Genomic DNA, 17,995 nt, shown 5'->3' on the forward strand with positions numbered 1-17,995 from the left:
ATTACGGTCTTATTCTATTTTAATGTAATTATCCAGTTCCAAGATGATACTATGCTTGGGAGCTGGGTTATTATGATTGTTCTACCAACCAAAAGTTTTTTCCACAAATTCCCGGCTCATTTTCCAATCTTCCCTTAGCTCATTTTTAGGTGTGAAATCATTGGGAAATGCCAGTTCTATTGCTGCTTTCCCTTCAAAATTTTGATTCTTAAGGGCAGCGGCAATCGGTTCAAAATCCGTATCGCCTTGACCCACATATTCCGACCATGTACCATCTTTGTACTGATCCCGAATGTGGAGGTATACAATTTGTGGTCCATAGGTATTGATAAAGTCTACCGGATCCACACCTCCCCGAATCAGCCAATTGAGATCCGGGCCTAACTTAAAATCGGGAATCCTCGCCAAGGTTCCCTTTAAGTCGTGCATATCATTTTCCACTTCATAGGTGTGATTGTGCAAATTGGCCTCTATACCGTTGTCTTGACAAACAGACCTAACTTCTTTTAAAAGTACCGCTTGCGCATCGAGTTCGGCATCGGACTTAAGACCGTCTTTCTTGGATCCCACCGAAATACCAAATGTTTTCCCACCTACCCGCGCCAATCGTGGGACGACAGTTTTAATGTCGTTCATAATTGCTTTATGTTGGGCACTATCCCACATCTTAAAACCTACCCCATAGGAAGATCCGGAAACGGGTAACCTATATTTTTCTACAAGCCCCTTTAGACGTTCTACGGAATCTTCATGGCGCAATTGGCCTTCCATAAGTTCCACACCTGCAATACCCGCATAACTCAAATCTGAAAATACGGTATCCAAAACAGGGGTGCAATCCCAGTCTGGGGGAAATTTACTGGCATAAATCCAGAGATGGGCGCATATGGGAATTTCCTTTTGGGCTTTATGGTGTTTGAAAGACGATTGTAGGATACCCGGTGATAGTAGCATTCCTGCAGAACCCAAGCTCGACTTTTGAACGAAACTTCGTCTATTTATCTTTTTTTTCATGTTGGGAAAAGGTAGGTTTATCCGAGTTACTATGGAACTGGCTAAAGATAACCAAAGCAACTTGTACGTACAAGTTTTTATGGTTTAATATTGTTAAATTCGTAAAAGCAAACCTAATTCTCCGCAACATGAAAATAACTATTGTTTCAGATATCCATGATCACGTAGACAACCTTAAGAAGGCCCTTGCCAAGCCTGAGCTACAGGCTACAGAAGCCTTATTATGCTGCGGAGACCTATGCTCCCCATTTATCATTAAACTGCTCGGACAAGCCTATTCGCGACCTGTCCATATGGTCTTGGGCAATAATGACGGTGATGTTGCCGCCTTGATCAACGTATCAAAGGACTACCCGAATATAAACATACATGGGGAATACTTTAGGGGAGACTTGGGCGGGAAATCCTTCGCCATGAACCATTATCCGGACAAAGCGAGGTTATTGGCAAAACACGGGGGATTCGATGTAGTCTGCTACGGACATAATCATAGCTTGGTTGCCCATGAAACCCTAAACGATACGCTTTTTATAAATCCCGGGACACTTATGGGATTCCATGGCGGTAGTTTGAAGACCATTCCGGCCACCTTTCTTATCTTGGACTCGGAAACCTTAAAAACGGAGGTTTATCACCTTTAAAAGGAAACTTCCTTGAGCCGTACCGCCCTCTTTTGTACGTTTATGGTAGCGTCCCATACCTATTTAAGAGTGACCGATCAAAAACGCTATCTTTGCGAATTCCAAATAATTTCAGGTGCAAGATCCAAAACCCGTTCGAATCAACAAGTTCCTGAGTGAAGTCGGTTACTGCTCCCGACGTGAGGCCGATAAGCTTATCGGGCAAGGCCGGGTGACCGTTAATGGGAAAATCCCGGAGATGGGCTCCAAGGTTTCAGAAAACGACAGCGTACGTGTGAATGGGGAACTTATTTCCGAACCAAAGGAAAAAGCGGTGTATTTGGCCTTTAACAAGCCCATAGGTATTGTCTGTACCACGGATACCCGAGTGGAGAAGGACAATATCATAGATTATATCAACTACCCTAAACGTATTTTTCCTATTGGCCGCTTGGACAAAATGAGCGAAGGCCTTATCTTCTTGACCAACGATGGGGATATTGTCAACAAGATCCTTAGGGCACGAAACCGCCATGAAAAGGAATATCTCGTCACCGTAAACAAGCCCATAGATTACGATTTTGTATATAAAATGGCCAATGGGGTGCCTATACTGGACACGATAACCCGCAAATGTAAAGTGGAACAAATTGGTCAACGTGAGTTCAAGATTGTACTGACGCAAGGCTTAAATAGGCAAATACGCCGTATGTGCGAATACTTGGGATACCGGGTAAAAAGTCTAAAGCGTATCCGTATTATGAATGTGAATCTGGATGTTCCCAAAGGGAAATGGCGGCATCTTAGCCAAACTGAACTTAATGAAATCCACCGATTGGTCAAGGCCTCTTCCAAGACTCATAATCCCATGGATAAAAGATAAAAAGGAAAACTTTTAGGTAAACATAAAGCGTAAATTGGAAATTGTACTTATCCTAATACTATCCTTTCTTGTCCTAGTTCCCATTTTTGGATATGTGTATTTCTTTCTATTGCCCGTGTCCACTTCCGGCTTGAGCATTCCTGCTCAACCGAGCCCGGGAAATACAACGATAAAGCCGGAAATGAAAATCAACAATAAATTGATCCTAAGAGACGGTAGGACATTGGGATATGCCGAATATGGGAACCCGGTGGGATTTCCAATATTTTACTTTCATGGTGGACAGGAAAGCAGGTTATCCTCTGCATTTATGGATAGCACGGCCCAAAACATGGGAATACGGATCATTGCCCCTGATCGGCCGGGTATTGGATTATCTTCCTTCAAGAAAAACAGAACCTTCTTGGACTGGCCCAAGGACGTGACCGAACTCGCCGATGGGTTACAATTGGAAAAATTTTCAGTTTTTGGCCTATCCGGCGGGTCGCCCCATGTATTGGCCTGTGTCCATGAAATCCCCAATAGGATATATAAAAGCGCCATAGTCTGTGGAGCTGCACCTTATGATTACAAAGGTAGCTTAAAGGATATGTGGCCTCCCGTGAAATTCATCCATTGGCTGGCTTCCCAAAAAAATGACAACGGACTACAAAAGGTAATCCATAACGATTTTAAGACCTTATTAAAAAAACCGGAAAGCCGTCTAAAACAGTTTCAGAATTATCTTCCGGTACCGGATAGGGCCATTATGACCCGGAGACCGGAATATGGATGGGAATTCATCGACGGCAGTGTAGAGGCCTATACAAACGGTATTGAGGGTGTGGTTCAGGAGTGGAAGCTATATGTTAACGATTGGGGCTTCCGAATCGAGGATATAGATGCTCCCATTCATCTTTGGTATGGGACCGCGGATAAGATGTCCCCTTACCATAGAGGTATTTACTTAAATTCGGAGTTGGTCAATTCCAAGCTCCATACGCTGGAGAACGAAGGCCATTTTTCACTCATTCGAAATCATCTGGAAAAAATATTGGGTGAACTGAAGGGCACTTCAGCAGTGGAATAGGCCAATAATCAGGAATTCCTAGCGTTTTCGATAGCGTCAAGAACAATACCTTTTCGATGACGGTAGATGGCTGTTTTCCAGTTTAATTTTAACCTAAAAATTGGATTTGAGGAATACCGGGCCCAATGTCCAAAATATACAAATAAAGTATGGTTTATTACCATCTTTTTAACAAAGTATTTCGTTAAAAATCACTACCTTAGAGTTAAATTTGTTAGTCGAGCACCAAATATCAATCACGATGCAAAAATTTATACAATTACCCAACAAATCCCTAGTGGCGGCATTTTTGGTAATGTTTCTCATTGGGGTAACCGGAACACATAAGGCATCCGCTTTTTTCCAGGATGACCAACAACAGGACATCTCCTTCAATCAGTACAAGGGAGAGGTGATGGATGCGTCAAATAAAAAACCCTTGGTGTTTGCCACCTTGACCATTGAGGGAACCAATATCAGTACCATTACCAACACCGAGGGTGAGTTTGCCTTAAAAGTGCCCAAAGAGATAACGGAAGGTAATGTTACGGTCTCTTTCTTGGGGTATAAGGACAAGATAGTGCCCCTGGCACAATTTGGAAGCAATAACAACAAGATACTAATGGAGGTTTCCGTTATGGAGCTCTCGGAAGTCAATATTGAAATTCCAAAGGATGCCGGGGAGTTGGTTAGACAAACCTTAAAAAGAAAGGGCGATAACTATTTTGTCGACCCTACCTTAATGACGGCTTTTTATAGGGAGACCATAAAAAAGAGAAGGAAAAATGTTTCCTTGTCGGAAGCAGTGGTCAACATCTACAAAACACCTTATACATCGCCACGTAGGGACGCCGTACAGTTATATAAGTCCAGAAAAAGTACCGATTATAGCAAATTGGATACAATAGCCCTAAAACTTCAGGGTGGGCCTTTCAATACCCTTTTCGTGGACGTTATGAAATATCCGGAATACATCTTCACCGAAGAATCCATAGATAAGTATGTATTCAGTTTTGATCGCTCCACTAGGGTCAACGAAAAGCTCATTTATGTAGTTAATTTTGAACAGCACAGAAGTGTCCTGGAACCACTTTATAAAGGAAAATTGTATATTGATGTAGAGAACAAGATCCTTACCAGTGCCATATTCTCACTGAATATAACGGACAAAAATTTGGCTGCTAGAATGTTCGTTCGGAAAAAACCTTCAAACGCCAGGGTATGGCCCAGAGAGGTGGCTTACAGGGTAGATTATCGGGAAAAAAATGGCAAGTGGTACTATGGTTATAGCAATGTGCTACTGGAGTTCAAGGTAGATTGGGACAAAAGGCTGTTCAACTCGGTTTATAGCATGACGTGTGAAATGGCCATAACCGATTGGGAGAAAAATTTGACCAGTGAATTTCCAAAATCGAAGGAAAGGATCAAGTCCTCCATTATATTGGCCGAGGCTGCCAGCGGTTTTTCAGATCCCGATTTCTGGGGGGAATATAATATTATAGAACCTGAAAAATCCATTGAATCCGCTATCAAAAAGATACAACGGCAATTGAGAAGGGCCAAGTCCAGAGGTGGGGCCTCCGCTCCGTAAAACTACCGGATAACAATACATATGAAAAGCCGTTGGAGAATACATTTTTCAACGGCTTTTGCTATTTTTCAAAGTTGACTTATGATCAAAGTGTTCTATTTTCGTAAGTAGTAGGGGCTATATTGCATGTATCTACGCGCAACCTAGGGACTTCAAAAGTATTTTTTTGCGTATTTGGTCTTGTTTAAATTTATTACTTTGAGGTTGTTTTTATACAAACTCATGCAAAAAAGAAGACAATTTATTGGCTCGGCTCTTGGTATATCGGCTACAATAATGCTCCCAAATAAGGTGTTCGGCAATAGTAATTTTATTTTCGAGGACGAACGTATTTTCCCCACACGATTACGTAAAGGTGATGTAGTAGGCTTAATCGCACCTGGCTATGCCATAAATGAAGAAGTTCTGGAAGAGGCAAAAACTACGCTAAGGGCAATGGGTCTTGTTCCCTATTATACGGAACGTATCTTGTCAAAGCATGGCTATTTTAGTAATACCGATGCCGAAAGGGCCAAAGATGTAAATCATATGTTCGCCAATCCCGATGTAGACGGTGTTCTATGTGCCAGAGGAGGATATGGTTGTACACGGATTATGCATATGTTAGACTATGAAAACATTAAAAAAAATCCTAAGGTCTTCATCGGTTTTAGCGATATTACGGCGCTTCTGAACGGTATCTTTAAGGAAACCGGACTTATTACCTTTCATGGTCCTGTGGGGAGTACACTCAACGACCCTTATAGTATTGAACAATTACAAAGAGTGGTGATGCATCCTAAAGATCAACTACTTATCCAAAATGCCAAAATCAAAAATCGACGATTAAAGGAGAATCCCGAATACGAACGTTATGTCATCACTCCTGGTGTAGGAGAGGGTAGACTGTTAGGTGGTAGCCTAACGCTTATCAATGCACTCATCGGAACACCCCATGAAATTGATTTTACAAATGCCCTTGTCTGTATCGAGGATGTTGAAGAAGCTCCCTATCGCATAGACCGCATGTTGACACAGTTACTGGCAGGTAAGTCATTTTCCAAGGCCGCGGGTATACTTTTTGGTGCAAGTGCAGGCTGCAATTCATCTACCAATCCTGATTCCTTTAGTTTAAAAGAGGTGATTATGGATAGAATAGGGCCTTTAAAAATACCTTCGGTATATGGGATGAGTTTTGGCCATGTGCCCCAGAACCTTACCTTTCCCATTGGGGTTAAGGCCCGATTGAATACGGAGGATATGACGATACAGCTCCTGGAAAGCCCCTTGGAATAATGCTTTTCCCCAAGGGTTAGTTGGCCACTTCACTGATAAACTTCAAACGATATAACCGTAATTCATCATCCTCGTAATCCCCCTCAAACTCCTCCATGGCATCGTCTATATTGTCCGTTTCGGCCTCTAAAAAGTAGTCATGTATTTCCTCTTGCTGATCCTCGTCCAAGATTTCATCGATCCAGTATGCCAGGTTCAATTTGGTACCACTAAATACGATCTGTTCCATTTCTTTGATCAGATCCGGAATTTCAAGGCCTTTGGCCGATGCAATATCGTTCAGGGGCAATTTGCGGTCCACATTTTGAATGATATAAAGCTTTAGACCGGAATTGGCCCCCGTGCTTTTCACGACCAAATCATCTGGACGAACGATATCATTCTCCTCTACATAGGTAGCTATCATTTCTACAAAAGGTTTCCCATATTTCTTGGCCTTGCCTTCCCCTACGCCATGGATATTCAGTAATTCTTCCATGGAAATGGGATATTTTAGGGCCATATCCTGCAAGGAGGGGTCTTGAAAGACAACAAAAGGAGGAACTCCCAACTTACCTGCCTGGGACTTCCTTAAGGCCTTTAATTGTTTCAGTAGTTTTTCATCGGATACACCACCTTTACTCGCCGCACTTACGATCGCATCGTTGGAGGCCTTGCTATATTCGTGGTCCTTGGTCATCATAAACGATGTGGGCGCCTTCAAGAAATCCTCACCCTTTTGGGTTACGTGCAAAATCCCGTATTGTTCTATCTCCTTTTTTAGGAGTCCGGCTACCAAGACCTGACGTATCAGTGCCATCCAATGATTTTTGTCCTTGTCCGAACCAATGCCGAAGACCGGTTTCTCATCTGTTTTATGAGAGGATATCAACGCATTTACCTTACCCCTTAATGTGTTTACGATTTCCTTGGATTTGAATTTTTCGTTCGTCCCATGGACCACCTTCAAGAGTTTTATTACATCTTCCTTGGCCTCCTGTTTCTCCTTGGGGTTTCTGGTGTTATCATCCATATCCGCCCCATCACCGTTTATTTCATCGAACTCCTCCCCAAAATAGTGCAGCATAAACTTTCTTCGGGACATGGAGGTCTCTGCATAGGCGACCACTTCCTGCAAAAGGGCGTTCCCTATCTCTTGTTCCGCCACAGGTTTTCCGGACATGAATTTTTCAAGTTTCTCGATATCCTTGTACGAATAAAAAGCAAGGCAATGACCTTCACCACCGTCCCTACCTGCACGGCCCGTCTCCTGATAATAACTCTCAATACTTTTGGGAATGTCATGATGTATAACAAAACGTACGTCCGGTTTGTCTATGCCCATTCCAAAGGCGATAGTCGCCACTACTACATCCACCTCTTCCATCAGGAACATGTCCTGGTACTTGGAACGTGTTTTTGCATCAAATCCCGCATGATAGGGAACCGCGCTGATACCATTCACTTGTAATACCTGTGCCAGCTCTTCCACGCGTTTTCTGCTTAGGCAATAAATGATTCCCGATTTCCCCGTATTTTGCTTTACAAATCGGATAATGTCCGCATCTACATTCTCTGTCTTGGGCCGTACTTCATAAAAAAGGTTGGGCCTATTGAAGGAGGCCTTAAAGACCTTGGCATCCATAATGCCCAGATTTTTTATGATATCCTCCTGTACCTTTGGGGTAGCCGTAGCAGTAAGTCCTATCAGCGGTATGGCATCGCCCAAACGATTTACGATAGTCTTCAGGTTTCGATATTCCGGTCTAAAATCATGCCCCCATTCGGAGATACAATGTGCCTCGTCCACGGCAACAAAGGAAATCTTTACCGATTGTAAAAAGTCTACGTATTCATCCTTGGTCAAGGATTCCGGGGCCACGTACAGTAATTTTGTTATACCTTCGGTAATATCCTGCTTTACCTGTTTGACCTCATTTTTGGTCAAGGAGGAATTGAGTACATGGGCCACCCCGTTATTCGAAGAAACGCCCCGGAGCGCATCTACCTGGTTTTTCATCAAGGCAATGAGCGGTGAAACCACTATGGCCGTCCCTTCTTGCATCAATGCGGGGAGTTGGTAGCATAATGATTTACCACCACCGGTAGGCATGATTACAAAAGTGTTATTTCCTTGGATTATATTTTTGATGACCCCTTCCTGAAGTCCTTTGAATTGCGAAAAACCGAAGTATTTTTTTAAAGAGGCATGAAGGTCCAGTCCATTCGAAACCATACCGTTTTTTTGCATTTTACATCTGTTGAATTAACGCGTAGTCAAAATTTCAATTACATAAGATACGTATTTTTGAAATTTAAAACGCTTTTTGTTCAATTTAACTTTATTAAAACATAAAGTATTCCATAAAATTAAGTTTGCGTAGTTTTGTAAACTTAAATATAGCACTCTTTTAGGAATACTATCTACAATTTATACATTTTAGATTGAGCAAAAACGAAGCCATACTTGCCTTGGCAAAAAAAACTTTTGATACGGAAAGTAAGTCCATTGGACATCTGGCCTCTTTATTGAACGACGATTTCCCAAGTGCGGTCGAATGCATCATAAAATCCAAGGGTAGGGTAATCGTTTCCGGTATCGGAAAGAGCGCCATAATCGCCTCCAAAATTTCGGCAACTTTAAATTCCACGGGTACTCCGGCAGTTTTTATGCATGCCGGTGATGCCATTCATGGCGATTTGGGTACCATACAGGAAAACGATGTGGTCATCTGTATTTCTAAAAGTGGTAGCACCCCTGAAATTAAAATGCTGGTTCCCCTCATAAAGCGCGGCAAAAATAAATTGATCGGAATGACCGGTAATCTGGATTCATTTTTAGCGAAGCAGTCCGATTTTGTCCTAAATACTTTTGTGGCGAAGGAAGCCTGCCCAAACAATCTGGCCCCCACCACGAGTACTACGGCCCAATTGGTCATGGGAGACGCCCTGGCCATATGCCTATTGGAACTCAAGGGTTTTAGCAGTACGGATTTTGCCAAGTACCATCCCGGAGGATCCCTAGGGAAACGCCTTTATTTACGGGTTGCGGATATTGCCCAAAACAATCAACGCCCACAAGTTGAGATGGGTACCGATGTAAAAAAGGTCATTGTGGAGATTTCCGAAAAAATGCTCGGCGCAAGTGCCGTTATAAAGGACGATGAAATTGTAGGAATCGTCACGGACGGGGATGTTCGAAGAATGTTGAATAAATACGACAACATCAATGGACTTACGGCAAAGGACATCATGACGTCGAATCCAAAGACCATTGAAACCGATGTCCTGGCCATCAAGGCATTGGAACTAATGCAGAACAATGGAATTTCACAAGTATTGGCCGTGGAGGGAAAAAAATATGTGGGGGTAGTGCATTTGCACAATCTAATCAATGAAGGAATACTCTAATGGCAAAAAAGACAAATAAAAACCCTAATGAAATGTCCTTTTTGGACCATTTGGAGGAGTTGCGCTGGCATTTGATACGTTCCACTTTTGCCATTGTCCTTATTGGCTGTGTCGCTTTCTTGATGAAGGACTTCATTTTTGACACCATTATCTTTGGGCCTAAGAAGATGAACTTCCCAACCTATCGCCTATTCTGTAAAGCAGCCACATTCATTGGCCTTGAATCCGATTTTTGTGCCGACTCCCTCCCGTTTACCATACAAAACCGCACCATGGCCGGACAGTTCTCCGCCCATATTTGGACTTCCATTTGGGCCGGTTTCATTGTAGGTTTCCCCTATGTGCTTTATGAGATGTGGAAGTTTATAAGCCCTGGGCTCCACCCTAATGAGCGCAAGCATTCCAAGGGATTTATATTTACGGCTTCATTTCTTTTCTTTTTAGGGGTCTTGTTCGGATATTATGTGGTGGCCCCTCTATCCATCAATTTTTTGGGAACCTATCAGGTGAGCAAAGAAGTGTCCAATGAAATTGATATTAGCTCTTTTATTGCCAACGTCAGGGCTTCTGTCATTGCTTGTGGTATTCTTTTTGAACTGCCTATAATCATTTACTTTTTGACCAAAGTAGGCCTGGTAACCCCCGAAATCATGAAGAAGTACCGAAAAATCGCCTTGGTAATCGTCTTGATCCTTTCCGCAGTAATTACCCCCCCGGACGTGACCAGCCAAATCATTGTGGCCGTACCCGTATTGATCTTGTACCAGGTTAGCATCTATATTTCCAAGGTGGTCCTAAAACGTGAGGCAAAAAGGGAAGCAAAACAAAAAGCCTCGCCCACAGGGTTAAAAAAGACCTAAATACTAAAACGTTTCAAAAGTTTCTTGTTTCTTTTGTTTTCGTTTATGCTAAATGAACTATAAAGGTGTCCCGAACTTGAAACAAGAAACCAGAAAGATGAAACCGAGGAAATGAAGCTAAGAGCGGAAAACATCATGAAGGCCTACCGGGGCCGAAGAGTAGTGAAGGGGATTTCACTGGAAGTAAACCAAGGTGAAATTGTTGGTCTGCTAGGGCCCAATGGGGCAGGAAAGACCACGTGCTTTTACATGATCGTGGGCCTCATCAAACCTAATGATGGAAGAATATTCCTGAATGATATGGAAATTACCAACTTCCCCATGTACAAAAGGGCCCAGAACGGTATTGGCTACTTGGCACAGGAAGCTTCGGTATTTCGAAAATTAAGTATTGAAAAAAATATCCTAAGTGTATTACAGCTTACCAAGTTGAGCAAAAAGGAGCAGCTCATGAAGATGGAATCCCTAATCGAGGAATTTGGTCTTGGGCATATCCGAAAAAACCGGGGGGATTTACTTTCAGGAGGGGAACGTAGACGTACCGAAATAGCCAGGGCACTCGCCACGGATCCAAAATTTATCCTTTTGGACGAACCTTTTGCCGGTGTTGATCCTGTTGCCGTTGAGGACATACAGCGCATCGTGGCCCAGTTGAAAAATAAAAACATTGGTATACTTATTACGGACCACAATGTACAGGAGACCTTGGCCATTACGGAACGTTCGTATCTTATGTTCGAGGGTGGCATTCTAAAATCGGGAGTTCCTGAAGATTTGGCCGCGGACGAAATGGTTCGAAAAGTCTACTTGGGTCAAAATTTCGAACTTCGAAAGAAAAAATTGGATTTTTAAAACTGATACCTACAAAAGACTATTACGAGTCTTTTTTTAGATCTTTTATATAGTGCACCAAGGTTTCTTCTTCCTTAAAACCCAATCCCAAATGAAATTTACGGGAGTGTTGATTGGAAGCCCATGTGTCCGAACCCATTTGTGTGCATCCTTTTTGCAGGGCCCATTGCTCCCCTAAATCCACCAGTTTTCGGGCAACACCATGTTTCCTGTAATCGGGCTTTATAAAAATGGCTTCAATGTAACCTACTGGTGAGGAATTGGAGCCTTCCACATAATCGTGACGTATGGATACATTGATAAAACCGATGATCCCTTCCCTACCTTTGGCGAAGAAAGTCTCTTGATTATCGGATTCGATGACCTGGTGCAAGTCCCTTTCCAAATGATCCATTGCGTATCCCGGAAACAACTCCATGGACATTTTACGCCATTCGCTAAAATGTGCCTTATTAAACTTTATATATTCAATGCTATCCAATTTCTACCTGTTTTTAACGGTCAGATTCTGTACCCAAGAGCCCAAGACATAAAATACAATTATCAGGGGTATGCCCAAAAACCGCATGGTAATCAATACAACCAAACTTATAATAATAAAAATGTAGCGCAAGGCATTATCCTTGAAGCCCCAATTTTCAAATTTAAGGGCGAAAAGTTCAATTCTTGAATTTAGCAAATATCCACTTAAAAGGGTCAAGCTGATCAAAAACCACTGATTTAGGATAATTCCGTTAAGCACATCATTATTCTGGTACAAAAGAATCAACGGAAGCGAGATGATCAACAGGGCATTGGCAGGCGTTGGCAACCCAATAAAGGAGTTTACCTGATTTTCATCAATATTGAACTTGGCCAAACGATAGGCAGAGGCCAAAGTAATCAAAAATCCGGAAAAAGGCAGGAAAGAAAAGTCGGAATCGCTGGCCCAAGAAATATTGGAGGCCATATTCCATCCACCCAGCTCGGACATATTCAGTAATTGAAACATAACGATACCCGGCACCAAACCACTTGTAATCATGTCCGCCAAGGAATCCAACTGAACGCCCAATTCACTTTTTACCCGTAGAAGTCGAGCGGCCAATCCATCCAAAAAATCAAGGAAAATACCCAAGCAAACAAAAAGGGCCGCCATTTCCAATATATTGGCCACGGCAAATACAGTTGCTATACAACCACAAAGAACGTTCAATAGGGTAATCAAATTGGGAATATGCCGTTTCATCAGAGTCGGTTTCCGTAAAAATAAGACAATTTTTGGGCAATCGGATTAGTCCTTATTTATTCGGATATTTGCTCAACTACCATCATTTGCAAACTATGCGATTGAAAGCACTTTTGTTAGCGTTATCCTTTAGTTTGTCCTTTGGGGCTATTTCCCAAGAGGTACAGCTTTCACCACTATCCAGAATAAGCGTTCTTACCTGTGGTTCCGGAAGCGATCTGTATACCACCTTTGGCCATAGCGCCTTTAGGGTAAATGACCCATCCCTTGGAATAGACGTGGTGTACAATTATGGAACCTTTGATTTTAATCCGCCAACATTCTATTTTGAATTTGCACAGGGCAAATTGCTGTATGCGTTAAGTAGACAGAAGATGGATCGTTTTCTGAACGTCTACAAGTACGAAAACCGATGGGTAAAGGAACAGATCCTAGATCTCACCCTACCGCAGCGCCAAGAACTGTTCCGGTTTTTGGAAGTAAACAACCGGCCAGAAAACAGAATGTACAAATATGATTTTTTCTATGACAATTGCGCATCAAAGATTTGGGATGTTCTTAGAGAAGTATATGGCGAACAATTACAATTAAAGGAAGGGTATTTAAAAAATCTATATACGTTTCGGGAATTGATCCATCAGCATCTGGAGACGAATTCTTGGTCGGCTTTCGGAATTGATCTGGCCTTGGGATCCGTTATTGATAAAATAGCTTCACCTAAGGAGCATATGTTTTTGCCTATTTATGTAATGCAACAATTGGAGGGTTCCCAATTGGGGGGAAAACCTATTGCCTATGCTACCAAAACACTTTTGCAGACGCTCCCCGTCAAGGAGAACAACAATTTTTTCTTGACACCCTTGTTTTGGCTTTTGATCGTATTAGCCATAGTTTGGATAACCACCTTCATCGATTTTAAGAAGAACAAAAGAAGCCGTTGGCTCGATTTCGCACTTTTTGTTATCACCGGATTGGCCGGGTGTCTTATTTTTTACCTTTGGTTTTTAACAGATCATACCGCCACGGTCGGCAACTTTAATATACTATGGGCCTTTCCTTTAAACTTGGTCCTATCTTTTTTCCTGATTCGAAAAAAGGTAGCCCCGAAATGGCTAGCCGGGTATCTCAAAGTACTCATGGGGTTTTTGGTTTTGATGATTGTTTTTGGACTTTTTAAGATTCAGGTATTCTCACCCTTGCTTTTACCTATCCTGTTGGCCTTGGGAGTTCGTTATTTCTACGTACTACTACAACTTCGAAATTCCAGGACATTGTAAAGAATGAATCTGACCACTGTAGAAAATATAGCCAAGGCGTATGGGGAACTCGTACTTTTCCAGGATATATCCTTTGGCATCAACAAAGATCAAAAAATAGCCTTGATCGCCAAAAATGGTACTGGAAAGACTTCGATCCTAAATATTCTTTCCGGACAGGACGCTCCTGATACCGGGCAGGTAAATTACCGAAAAGGGCTCCGTATCTCGTATCTGGAACAGGAACCGAATCTAAATCCCCAACTCACCATAGAGCAGACCATCCTTGCATCCGATAACGAAGTGCTCCAGATAATTGCGAATTATGAAAGGGCACTGCTGCAACCCGATGATCAAGACGCCTATCAAAAGGCATTTGAAGCTATGGAACGCCATGATGCCTGGGATTTTGAGACCCAATACAAACAGATTCTTTTTAAGTTGAAACTGGAAAATTTGGATACCAAAGTGGGACTCCTATCCGGAGGGCAGAAAAAACGTTTGGCATTGGCCAATGCATTGATCAACAAACCGGACCTACTCATCTTGGATGAACCGACCAATCACTTGGATCTGGAAATGATAGAATGGTTGGAACAATACTTTATAAAGGAAAATATGACCCTTTTTATGGTTACCCATGATCGTTATTTTCTGGAACGGGTATGTAATGAAATTTTGGAACTGGACAACGGAAGGCTATATGCCTACAAGGGCAACTATTCCTATTATTTGCAAAAAAAGGAAGCCCGTTTGGAACAGGAATCGGTGGAACGACATAAGTCCCAACGTCTGTACAAAAAAGAACTGGATTGGATGCGAAGGCAGCCCAAGGCGCGCACCACAAAATCCAAATCCCGTATCGATGATTTCCATACCATAAAGGAAAAGGCCCACCAGCGGAGGAAGGAACATGAAATACAACTGGAATTGAATATGGAGCGGATGGGCAGCAAGATCCTGGAACTTCATAAGGTTTCCAAATCCTTTCCAGAAAAACTGATTTTGGAAAAGTTCGACTATACCTTCACGAGAGGTGAACGTGTTGGGATTATTGGGAAAAACGGTACCGGAAAATCCACATTTTTGAATGTTATTACTGGTATCGATCGACCTGACAGTGGCAAAATAGTGGTTGGGGATACCATTAAATTCGGTTATTATACACAAGCAGGAATTACTATTAAGGAAGGTCAGAAGGTTATTGATGTCATTCGGGAGTTTGGCGACTACATTCCTTTGAAAAAAGGTCGCCAAATCTCGGCCCAACAGCTATTGGAGCGCTTCCTTTTTGACCGTAAAAAGCAGTACGATTTTGTCAAAAAACTAAGTGGAGGGGAACGAAAACGACTTTACCTCTGTACAGTGCTCATCCAAAATCCGAATTTTTTGATTTTGGACGAACCCACCAACGACCTGGATATTGTAACGCTCAATGTTTTGGAGAATTTTTTGCTTGATTTTCCCGGATGTTTGGTCGTGGTATCCCACGATCGCTATTTTATGGATAAGATTGTGGACCACCTCTTTGTCTTCAAGGGCAATGCCATGATCGAGGACTTTCCCGGGAATTATTCCGATTATAGGGCCTATGAGGACAGTAAAATTAGTGAAGCAAGGCAGGAAAAGGGGGACGCTTCCGAAACACGGCCTAAAAAATCGTGGAAAACAGAAGACAATAGATCCAAAATCTCCTATTTGGAACAAAAGGAGTACAAAAAGTTGGAAAAGGACATCCAAAAATTGGAACATCAAAAAATTGAAATAGAGCAAAGATTTATGGATGCCTCGCTTAGTGGGGAGGAAATAGACGAACTGTCCATAGAGTTACAGAAAGTTACGGATGCCATAGACCAAAAAACCGAACGCTGGTTTGAATTATCTGCAATGCTTGAGTAGGTAGAATCTAAGTCTGCCCAAATAGATCCATTACATTTGAAAACTGGCCTTGTCTTTGGAGATAGTGGCCCAATTGAACAATACCGTTGTTATTAAGCCTTTTCAAATACCTAAAATTCCTGCTTGTTTCCAACAATCAACATGGAGTACATTCCCCGTTTGTCTATAATTTCATTACCCGATCTCTATATACCAAACCCAAATACAGAGGCAACAAGGTCCGTGATGTGCTGTTAAAAAGCATTATCTATTTTGATGCCAGGGTAATTCTACTTTCCGACGGGAACCCTGTATTAAAAGATGTGATCCGAGAAATTTCGCCCAAAACAAAATTCGAAGGAAAGCCGTACGATATCATCTATTTGGAGCATCCGGAAGAAGCGTCCCATCAAAAATACGGTCCATCTGGAAATATGGTACATAATGATAGCATGCTATTGATTAACGGCATCCATAAAAACAAAAAAACGGAGGCATACTGGGAAAACATCAAAAAATGGGCACACGTTACCGTAACCCTAGATTTCTTTTATTGTGGCGCCGTATTCTTTAGAAAAGAACAGGCAGAGGAACATTTTAAAATTCGGATATGATCCCGTATTTTTAAATATTAAGGAAAGTATTATGGATTATTCAATTTATACCGTACTTGGGATACTCTTTGTGGTCTATCTTTTCATTACGATTTACAACAAGAGACAGTCCAGACGCCGAAGGGACAAAAAATTCATGGATGGCTATGGGCGGCATAGGAAGAAAGACGGGGAAAAGGAGTAGGCGATTTCAGTTTTTGGTTTGTGGTTTCAGGAAATACGAAATACATGGTACGAAATACGAGGTACGAACAATATGCAGTTCAAGGTTCCATGTTCAAAGTTCAATGAAGCCATGATTAACTTTTAACAGCCAACAAATAACCCAATAACCCAAACTACAAACTTGACACTTGTTATTTGGGTTTGTAGTTGATTTTTGAATTTGAATTTGTACTTGTAAAAATGAAAATATACACCAAGACGGGCGACGATGGTACCACGGCACTATTTGGGGGAACGCGGGTCGCCAAACACCATATGCGAATTGATAGCTATGGTACCGTGGACGAGCTCAATTCCTGGATAGGCCTGATCCGGGACCAGAAGATAGATGAACACACCAAGGGGATATTGGCCAAGATCCAGGATAGATTATTTACGATCGGCGCTATTTTGGCCACGGATCCGGAAAAGGCCCAGTTAAAAAATGGGCAGGAAAGACTGAATATTCCGAGGGTAGGAAGTGCCGATATCTCACTATTGGAAAATGAGATGGATAAAATGGATGAAACGCTTCCGCCAATGACACATTTTATTCTACCAGGAGGCCATACAACCGTGTCATACTGCCATATTGCCAGAACTATCTGCAGGCGGGGAGAGCGTTTGGCCGTTCAATTGCATGAGGAAGAACCGTTTGATGAGCATGTTTTGTCATATCTAAATAGACTTTCCGACTATCTCTTTGTATTGGCACGAAAGTTGTCAAAAGATTCACAGGCAGAAGAGGTTAAATGGATTCCCGAAAGAGGAAAGTGAAAGACGGTCGATGGGCCCAAAAGTTAAATTTTCATCGGTTAAATTTGTCTTTCTCTAATAATTTCATTATTTCTTCGTTATCAAACTATTAAAACAAAAATAAATAGGCAAAACGGCTGAAATACTTGTGAAATAGCTTGACAATGTCGTTTTAAAATTTATTTTTGCAAAAAATTAAAATCAAACTATTACCATGTATTGGACATTAGAATTAGCATCCTATTTAAGTGATGCGCCATGGCCAGCTACCAAGGATGAGTTAATAGATTACTCCATCCGTACTGGTGCTCCTTTGGAGGTTGTGGAAAACCTTCAATCTATGGAAGAGGAAGGTGGGGAAATATATGAATCCATTGAAGAGATATGGCCTGATTATCCTACCGAGGAAGATTACCTCTGGAACGAGGACGAATATTGATAACATTAACGCAATTGCAACAAAAAAGTCTCTATCGAGGCTTTTTTTTTATGTAATTTTGGCAGCAAATCCCTGCATTTTAGGCGA

At 42.0% G+C, this 17,995-nt stretch carries 18 protein-coding genes; 14 read left to right on the plus strand and 4 right to left on the minus strand.

Annotated elements, in window-relative coordinates; genetic code table 11:
• Window positions 1-81: 81 nt before the first annotated feature.
• On the minus strand, window positions 82-1,014 hold the full coding sequence (locus ACO06Y_RS21405; protein ID WP_422081092.1) for a sugar phosphate isomerase/epimerase family protein: 933 nt from the start codon (window positions 1,012-1,014) through the stop codon (window positions 82-84).
• 128 nt (window positions 1,015-1,142) lie between these two features.
• Between ACO06Y_RS21405 and ACO06Y_RS21410 the strand changes: the two genes are divergently transcribed.
• From ACO06Y_RS21410 to ACO06Y_RS21430, 5 genes are all read left to right on the plus strand, one after another.
• Window positions 1,143-1,655, plus strand: coding sequence for a YfcE family phosphodiesterase (locus tag ACO06Y_RS21410; protein ID WP_422081093.1), 513 nt, complete (start codon window positions 1,143-1,145; stop codon window positions 1,653-1,655).
• Window positions 1,656-1,770: 115 nt separating this feature from the next.
• Window positions 1,771-2,517 carry a 23S rRNA pseudouridine(2604) synthase RluF gene (gene rluF, locus ACO06Y_RS21415; protein WP_422081094.1) on the plus strand — a complete coding sequence of 249 codons (747 nt, stop codon included), beginning with the start codon at window positions 1,771-1,773 and terminating at the stop codon, window positions 2,515-2,517.
• 34 nt (window positions 2,518-2,551) lie between these two features.
• Window positions 2,552-3,586: an alpha/beta fold hydrolase gene (locus ACO06Y_RS21420; RefSeq protein ID WP_422081095.1), complete on the plus strand. Its 1,035-nt coding sequence runs from the start codon at window positions 2,552-2,554 to the stop codon at window positions 3,584-3,586.
• A gap of 241 nt (window positions 3,587-3,827) precedes the next feature.
• Window positions 3,828-5,156, plus strand: a complete 1,329-nt coding sequence (locus tag ACO06Y_RS21425) for a carboxypeptidase-like regulatory domain-containing protein (RefSeq protein ID WP_422081096.1) — start codon at window positions 3,828-3,830, stop codon at window positions 5,154-5,156.
• A gap of 222 nt (window positions 5,157-5,378) precedes the next feature.
• Complete coding sequence (locus ACO06Y_RS21430) at window positions 5,379-6,431, plus strand: S66 peptidase family protein (RefSeq protein ID WP_422081097.1); 1,053 nt, start codon at window positions 5,379-5,381, stop codon at window positions 6,429-6,431.
• 16 nt (window positions 6,432-6,447) lie between these two features.
• Here ACO06Y_RS21430 and recQ read toward each other — a convergent pair whose 3' ends face one another.
• On the minus strand, window positions 6,448-8,661 hold the full coding sequence (gene recQ, locus ACO06Y_RS21435; RefSeq protein WP_422081098.1) for a DNA helicase RecQ: 2,214 nt from the start codon (window positions 8,659-8,661) through the stop codon (window positions 6,448-6,450).
• A 194-nt stretch (window positions 8,662-8,855) separates the two neighbouring features.
• Here recQ and ACO06Y_RS21440 point away from each other — a divergent pair, with 194 nt between their 5' ends.
• The 3 genes from ACO06Y_RS21440 (at window position 8,856) to lptB (ending at window position 11,533) form a co-directional block, all read left to right on the plus strand.
• The gene (locus ACO06Y_RS21440) at window positions 8,856-9,821 is read left to right on the plus strand and encodes a KpsF/GutQ family sugar-phosphate isomerase (protein WP_422081099.1); all 966 of its coding nucleotides are present in this window, start codon (window positions 8,856-8,858) and stop codon (window positions 9,819-9,821) included.
• A complete protein-coding gene (gene tatC / locus ACO06Y_RS21445) occupies window positions 9,821-10,681 on the plus strand; it encodes a twin-arginine translocase subunit TatC (protein ID WP_422081100.1) in 861 nt (286 codons plus the stop codon). The genes ACO06Y_RS21440 and tatC overlap by 1 nt, the downstream gene beginning before the upstream one ends.
• A 111-nt stretch (window positions 10,682-10,792) precedes the next feature.
• A complete protein-coding gene (gene lptB / locus ACO06Y_RS21450; RefSeq protein WP_422081101.1) occupies window positions 10,793-11,533 on the plus strand; it encodes an LPS export ABC transporter ATP-binding protein in 741 nt (246 codons plus the stop codon).
• A 22-nt stretch (window positions 11,534-11,555) separates the two neighbouring features.
• On the opposite strand, the gene aac(6') is transcribed toward lptB, so the two are convergent.
• Window positions 11,556-12,014: an aminoglycoside 6'-N-acetyltransferase gene (aac(6'), locus tag ACO06Y_RS21455; RefSeq protein ID WP_422081102.1), complete on the minus strand. Its 459-nt coding sequence runs from the start codon at window positions 12,012-12,014 to the stop codon at window positions 11,556-11,558.
• A 3-nt stretch (window positions 12,015-12,017) separates the two neighbouring features.
• Complete coding sequence (locus tag ACO06Y_RS21460; protein WP_422081103.1) at window positions 12,018-12,761, minus strand: CDP-alcohol phosphatidyltransferase family protein; 744 nt, start codon at window positions 12,759-12,761, stop codon at window positions 12,018-12,020.
• A 95-nt stretch (window positions 12,762-12,856) separates the two neighbouring features.
• Here ACO06Y_RS21460 and ACO06Y_RS21465 point away from each other — a divergent pair, with 95 nt between their 5' ends.
• The 6 genes from ACO06Y_RS21465 (at window position 12,857) to ACO06Y_RS21490 (ending at window position 17,908) form a co-directional block, all read left to right on the plus strand.
• Complete coding sequence (locus tag ACO06Y_RS21465; RefSeq protein WP_422081104.1) at window positions 12,857-14,038, plus strand: DUF4105 domain-containing protein; 1,182 nt, start codon at window positions 12,857-12,859, stop codon at window positions 14,036-14,038.
• 3 nt (window positions 14,039-14,041) lie between these two features.
• A complete protein-coding gene (locus ACO06Y_RS21470; protein WP_422081105.1) occupies window positions 14,042-15,916 on the plus strand; it encodes an ABC-F family ATP-binding cassette domain-containing protein in 1,875 nt (624 codons plus the stop codon).
• 86 nt (window positions 15,917-16,002) lie between these two features.
• Complete coding sequence (locus tag ACO06Y_RS21475; RefSeq protein WP_422081106.1) at window positions 16,003-16,509, plus strand: hypothetical protein; 507 nt, start codon at window positions 16,003-16,005, stop codon at window positions 16,507-16,509.
• 31 nt (window positions 16,510-16,540) lie between these two features.
• The gene (locus ACO06Y_RS21480; protein WP_422081107.1) at window positions 16,541-16,693 is read left to right on the plus strand and encodes a hypothetical protein; all 153 of its coding nucleotides are present in this window, start codon (window positions 16,541-16,543) and stop codon (window positions 16,691-16,693) included.
• Window positions 16,694-16,914: 221 nt separating this feature from the next.
• Entirely contained in the window at window positions 16,915-17,490 is a 576-nt protein-coding gene (locus tag ACO06Y_RS21485; RefSeq protein ID WP_422081108.1) for a cob(I)yrinic acid a,c-diamide adenosyltransferase, read from the plus strand.
• Window positions 17,491-17,683: 193 nt separating this feature from the next.
• The gene (locus ACO06Y_RS21490) at window positions 17,684-17,908 is read left to right on the plus strand and encodes a DUF2795 domain-containing protein (RefSeq protein WP_013994285.1); all 225 of its coding nucleotides are present in this window, start codon (window positions 17,684-17,686) and stop codon (window positions 17,906-17,908) included.
• Window positions 17,909-17,995 lie beyond the last annotated feature (87 nt).

Source organism: Ulvibacterium sp. (assembly GCF_965228935.1).
Lineage (GTDB): Bacteria > Bacteroidota > Bacteroidia > Flavobacteriales > Flavobacteriaceae > Ulvibacterium.

Excerpts from the sequence above, each read along its gene's own strand:
- ACO06Y_RS21465 (WP_422081104.1), top strand. The coding sequence starts at position 12,857 with ATGCGATTGAAAGCACTTTTGTTAGCGTTATCCTTTAGTTTGTCCTTT.
- ACO06Y_RS21480 (WP_422081107.1), top strand. The coding sequence starts at position 16,541 with ATGGATTATTCAATTTATACCGTACTTGGGATACTCTTTGTGGTCTAT.
- ACO06Y_RS21410 (WP_422081093.1), top strand. The coding sequence starts at position 1,143 with ATGAAAATAACTATTGTTTCAGATATCCATGATCACGTAGACAACCTT.
- ACO06Y_RS21405 (WP_422081092.1), bottom strand. The coding sequence starts at position 1,014 with ATGAAAAAAAAGATAAATAGACGAAGTTTCGTTCAAAAGTCGAGCTTG.
- ACO06Y_RS21430 (WP_422081097.1), top strand. The coding sequence starts at position 5,379 with ATGCAAAAAAGAAGACAATTTATTGGCTCGGCTCTTGGTATATCGGCT.
- lptB (WP_422081101.1), top strand. The coding sequence starts at position 10,793 with ATGAAGCTAAGAGCGGAAAACATCATGAAGGCCTACCGGGGCCGAAGA.
- ACO06Y_RS21425 (WP_422081096.1), top strand. The coding sequence starts at position 3,828 with ATGCAAAAATTTATACAATTACCCAACAAATCCCTAGTGGCGGCATTT.
- recQ (WP_422081098.1), bottom strand. The coding sequence starts at position 8,661 with ATGCAAAAAAACGGTATGGTTTCGAATGGACTGGACCTTCATGCCTCT.
- ACO06Y_RS21460 (WP_422081103.1), bottom strand. The coding sequence starts at position 12,761 with ATGAAACGGCATATTCCCAATTTGATTACCCTATTGAACGTTCTTTGT.
- ACO06Y_RS21490 (WP_013994285.1), top strand. The coding sequence starts at position 17,684 with ATGTATTGGACATTAGAATTAGCATCCTATTTAAGTGATGCGCCATGG.
- tatC (WP_422081100.1), top strand. The coding sequence starts at position 9,821 with ATGGCAAAAAAGACAAATAAAAACCCTAATGAAATGTCCTTTTTGGAC.
- ACO06Y_RS21485 (WP_422081108.1), top strand. The coding sequence starts at position 16,915 with ATGAAAATATACACCAAGACGGGCGACGATGGTACCACGGCACTATTT.
- ACO06Y_RS21470 (WP_422081105.1), top strand. The coding sequence starts at position 14,042 with ATGAATCTGACCACTGTAGAAAATATAGCCAAGGCGTATGGGGAACTC.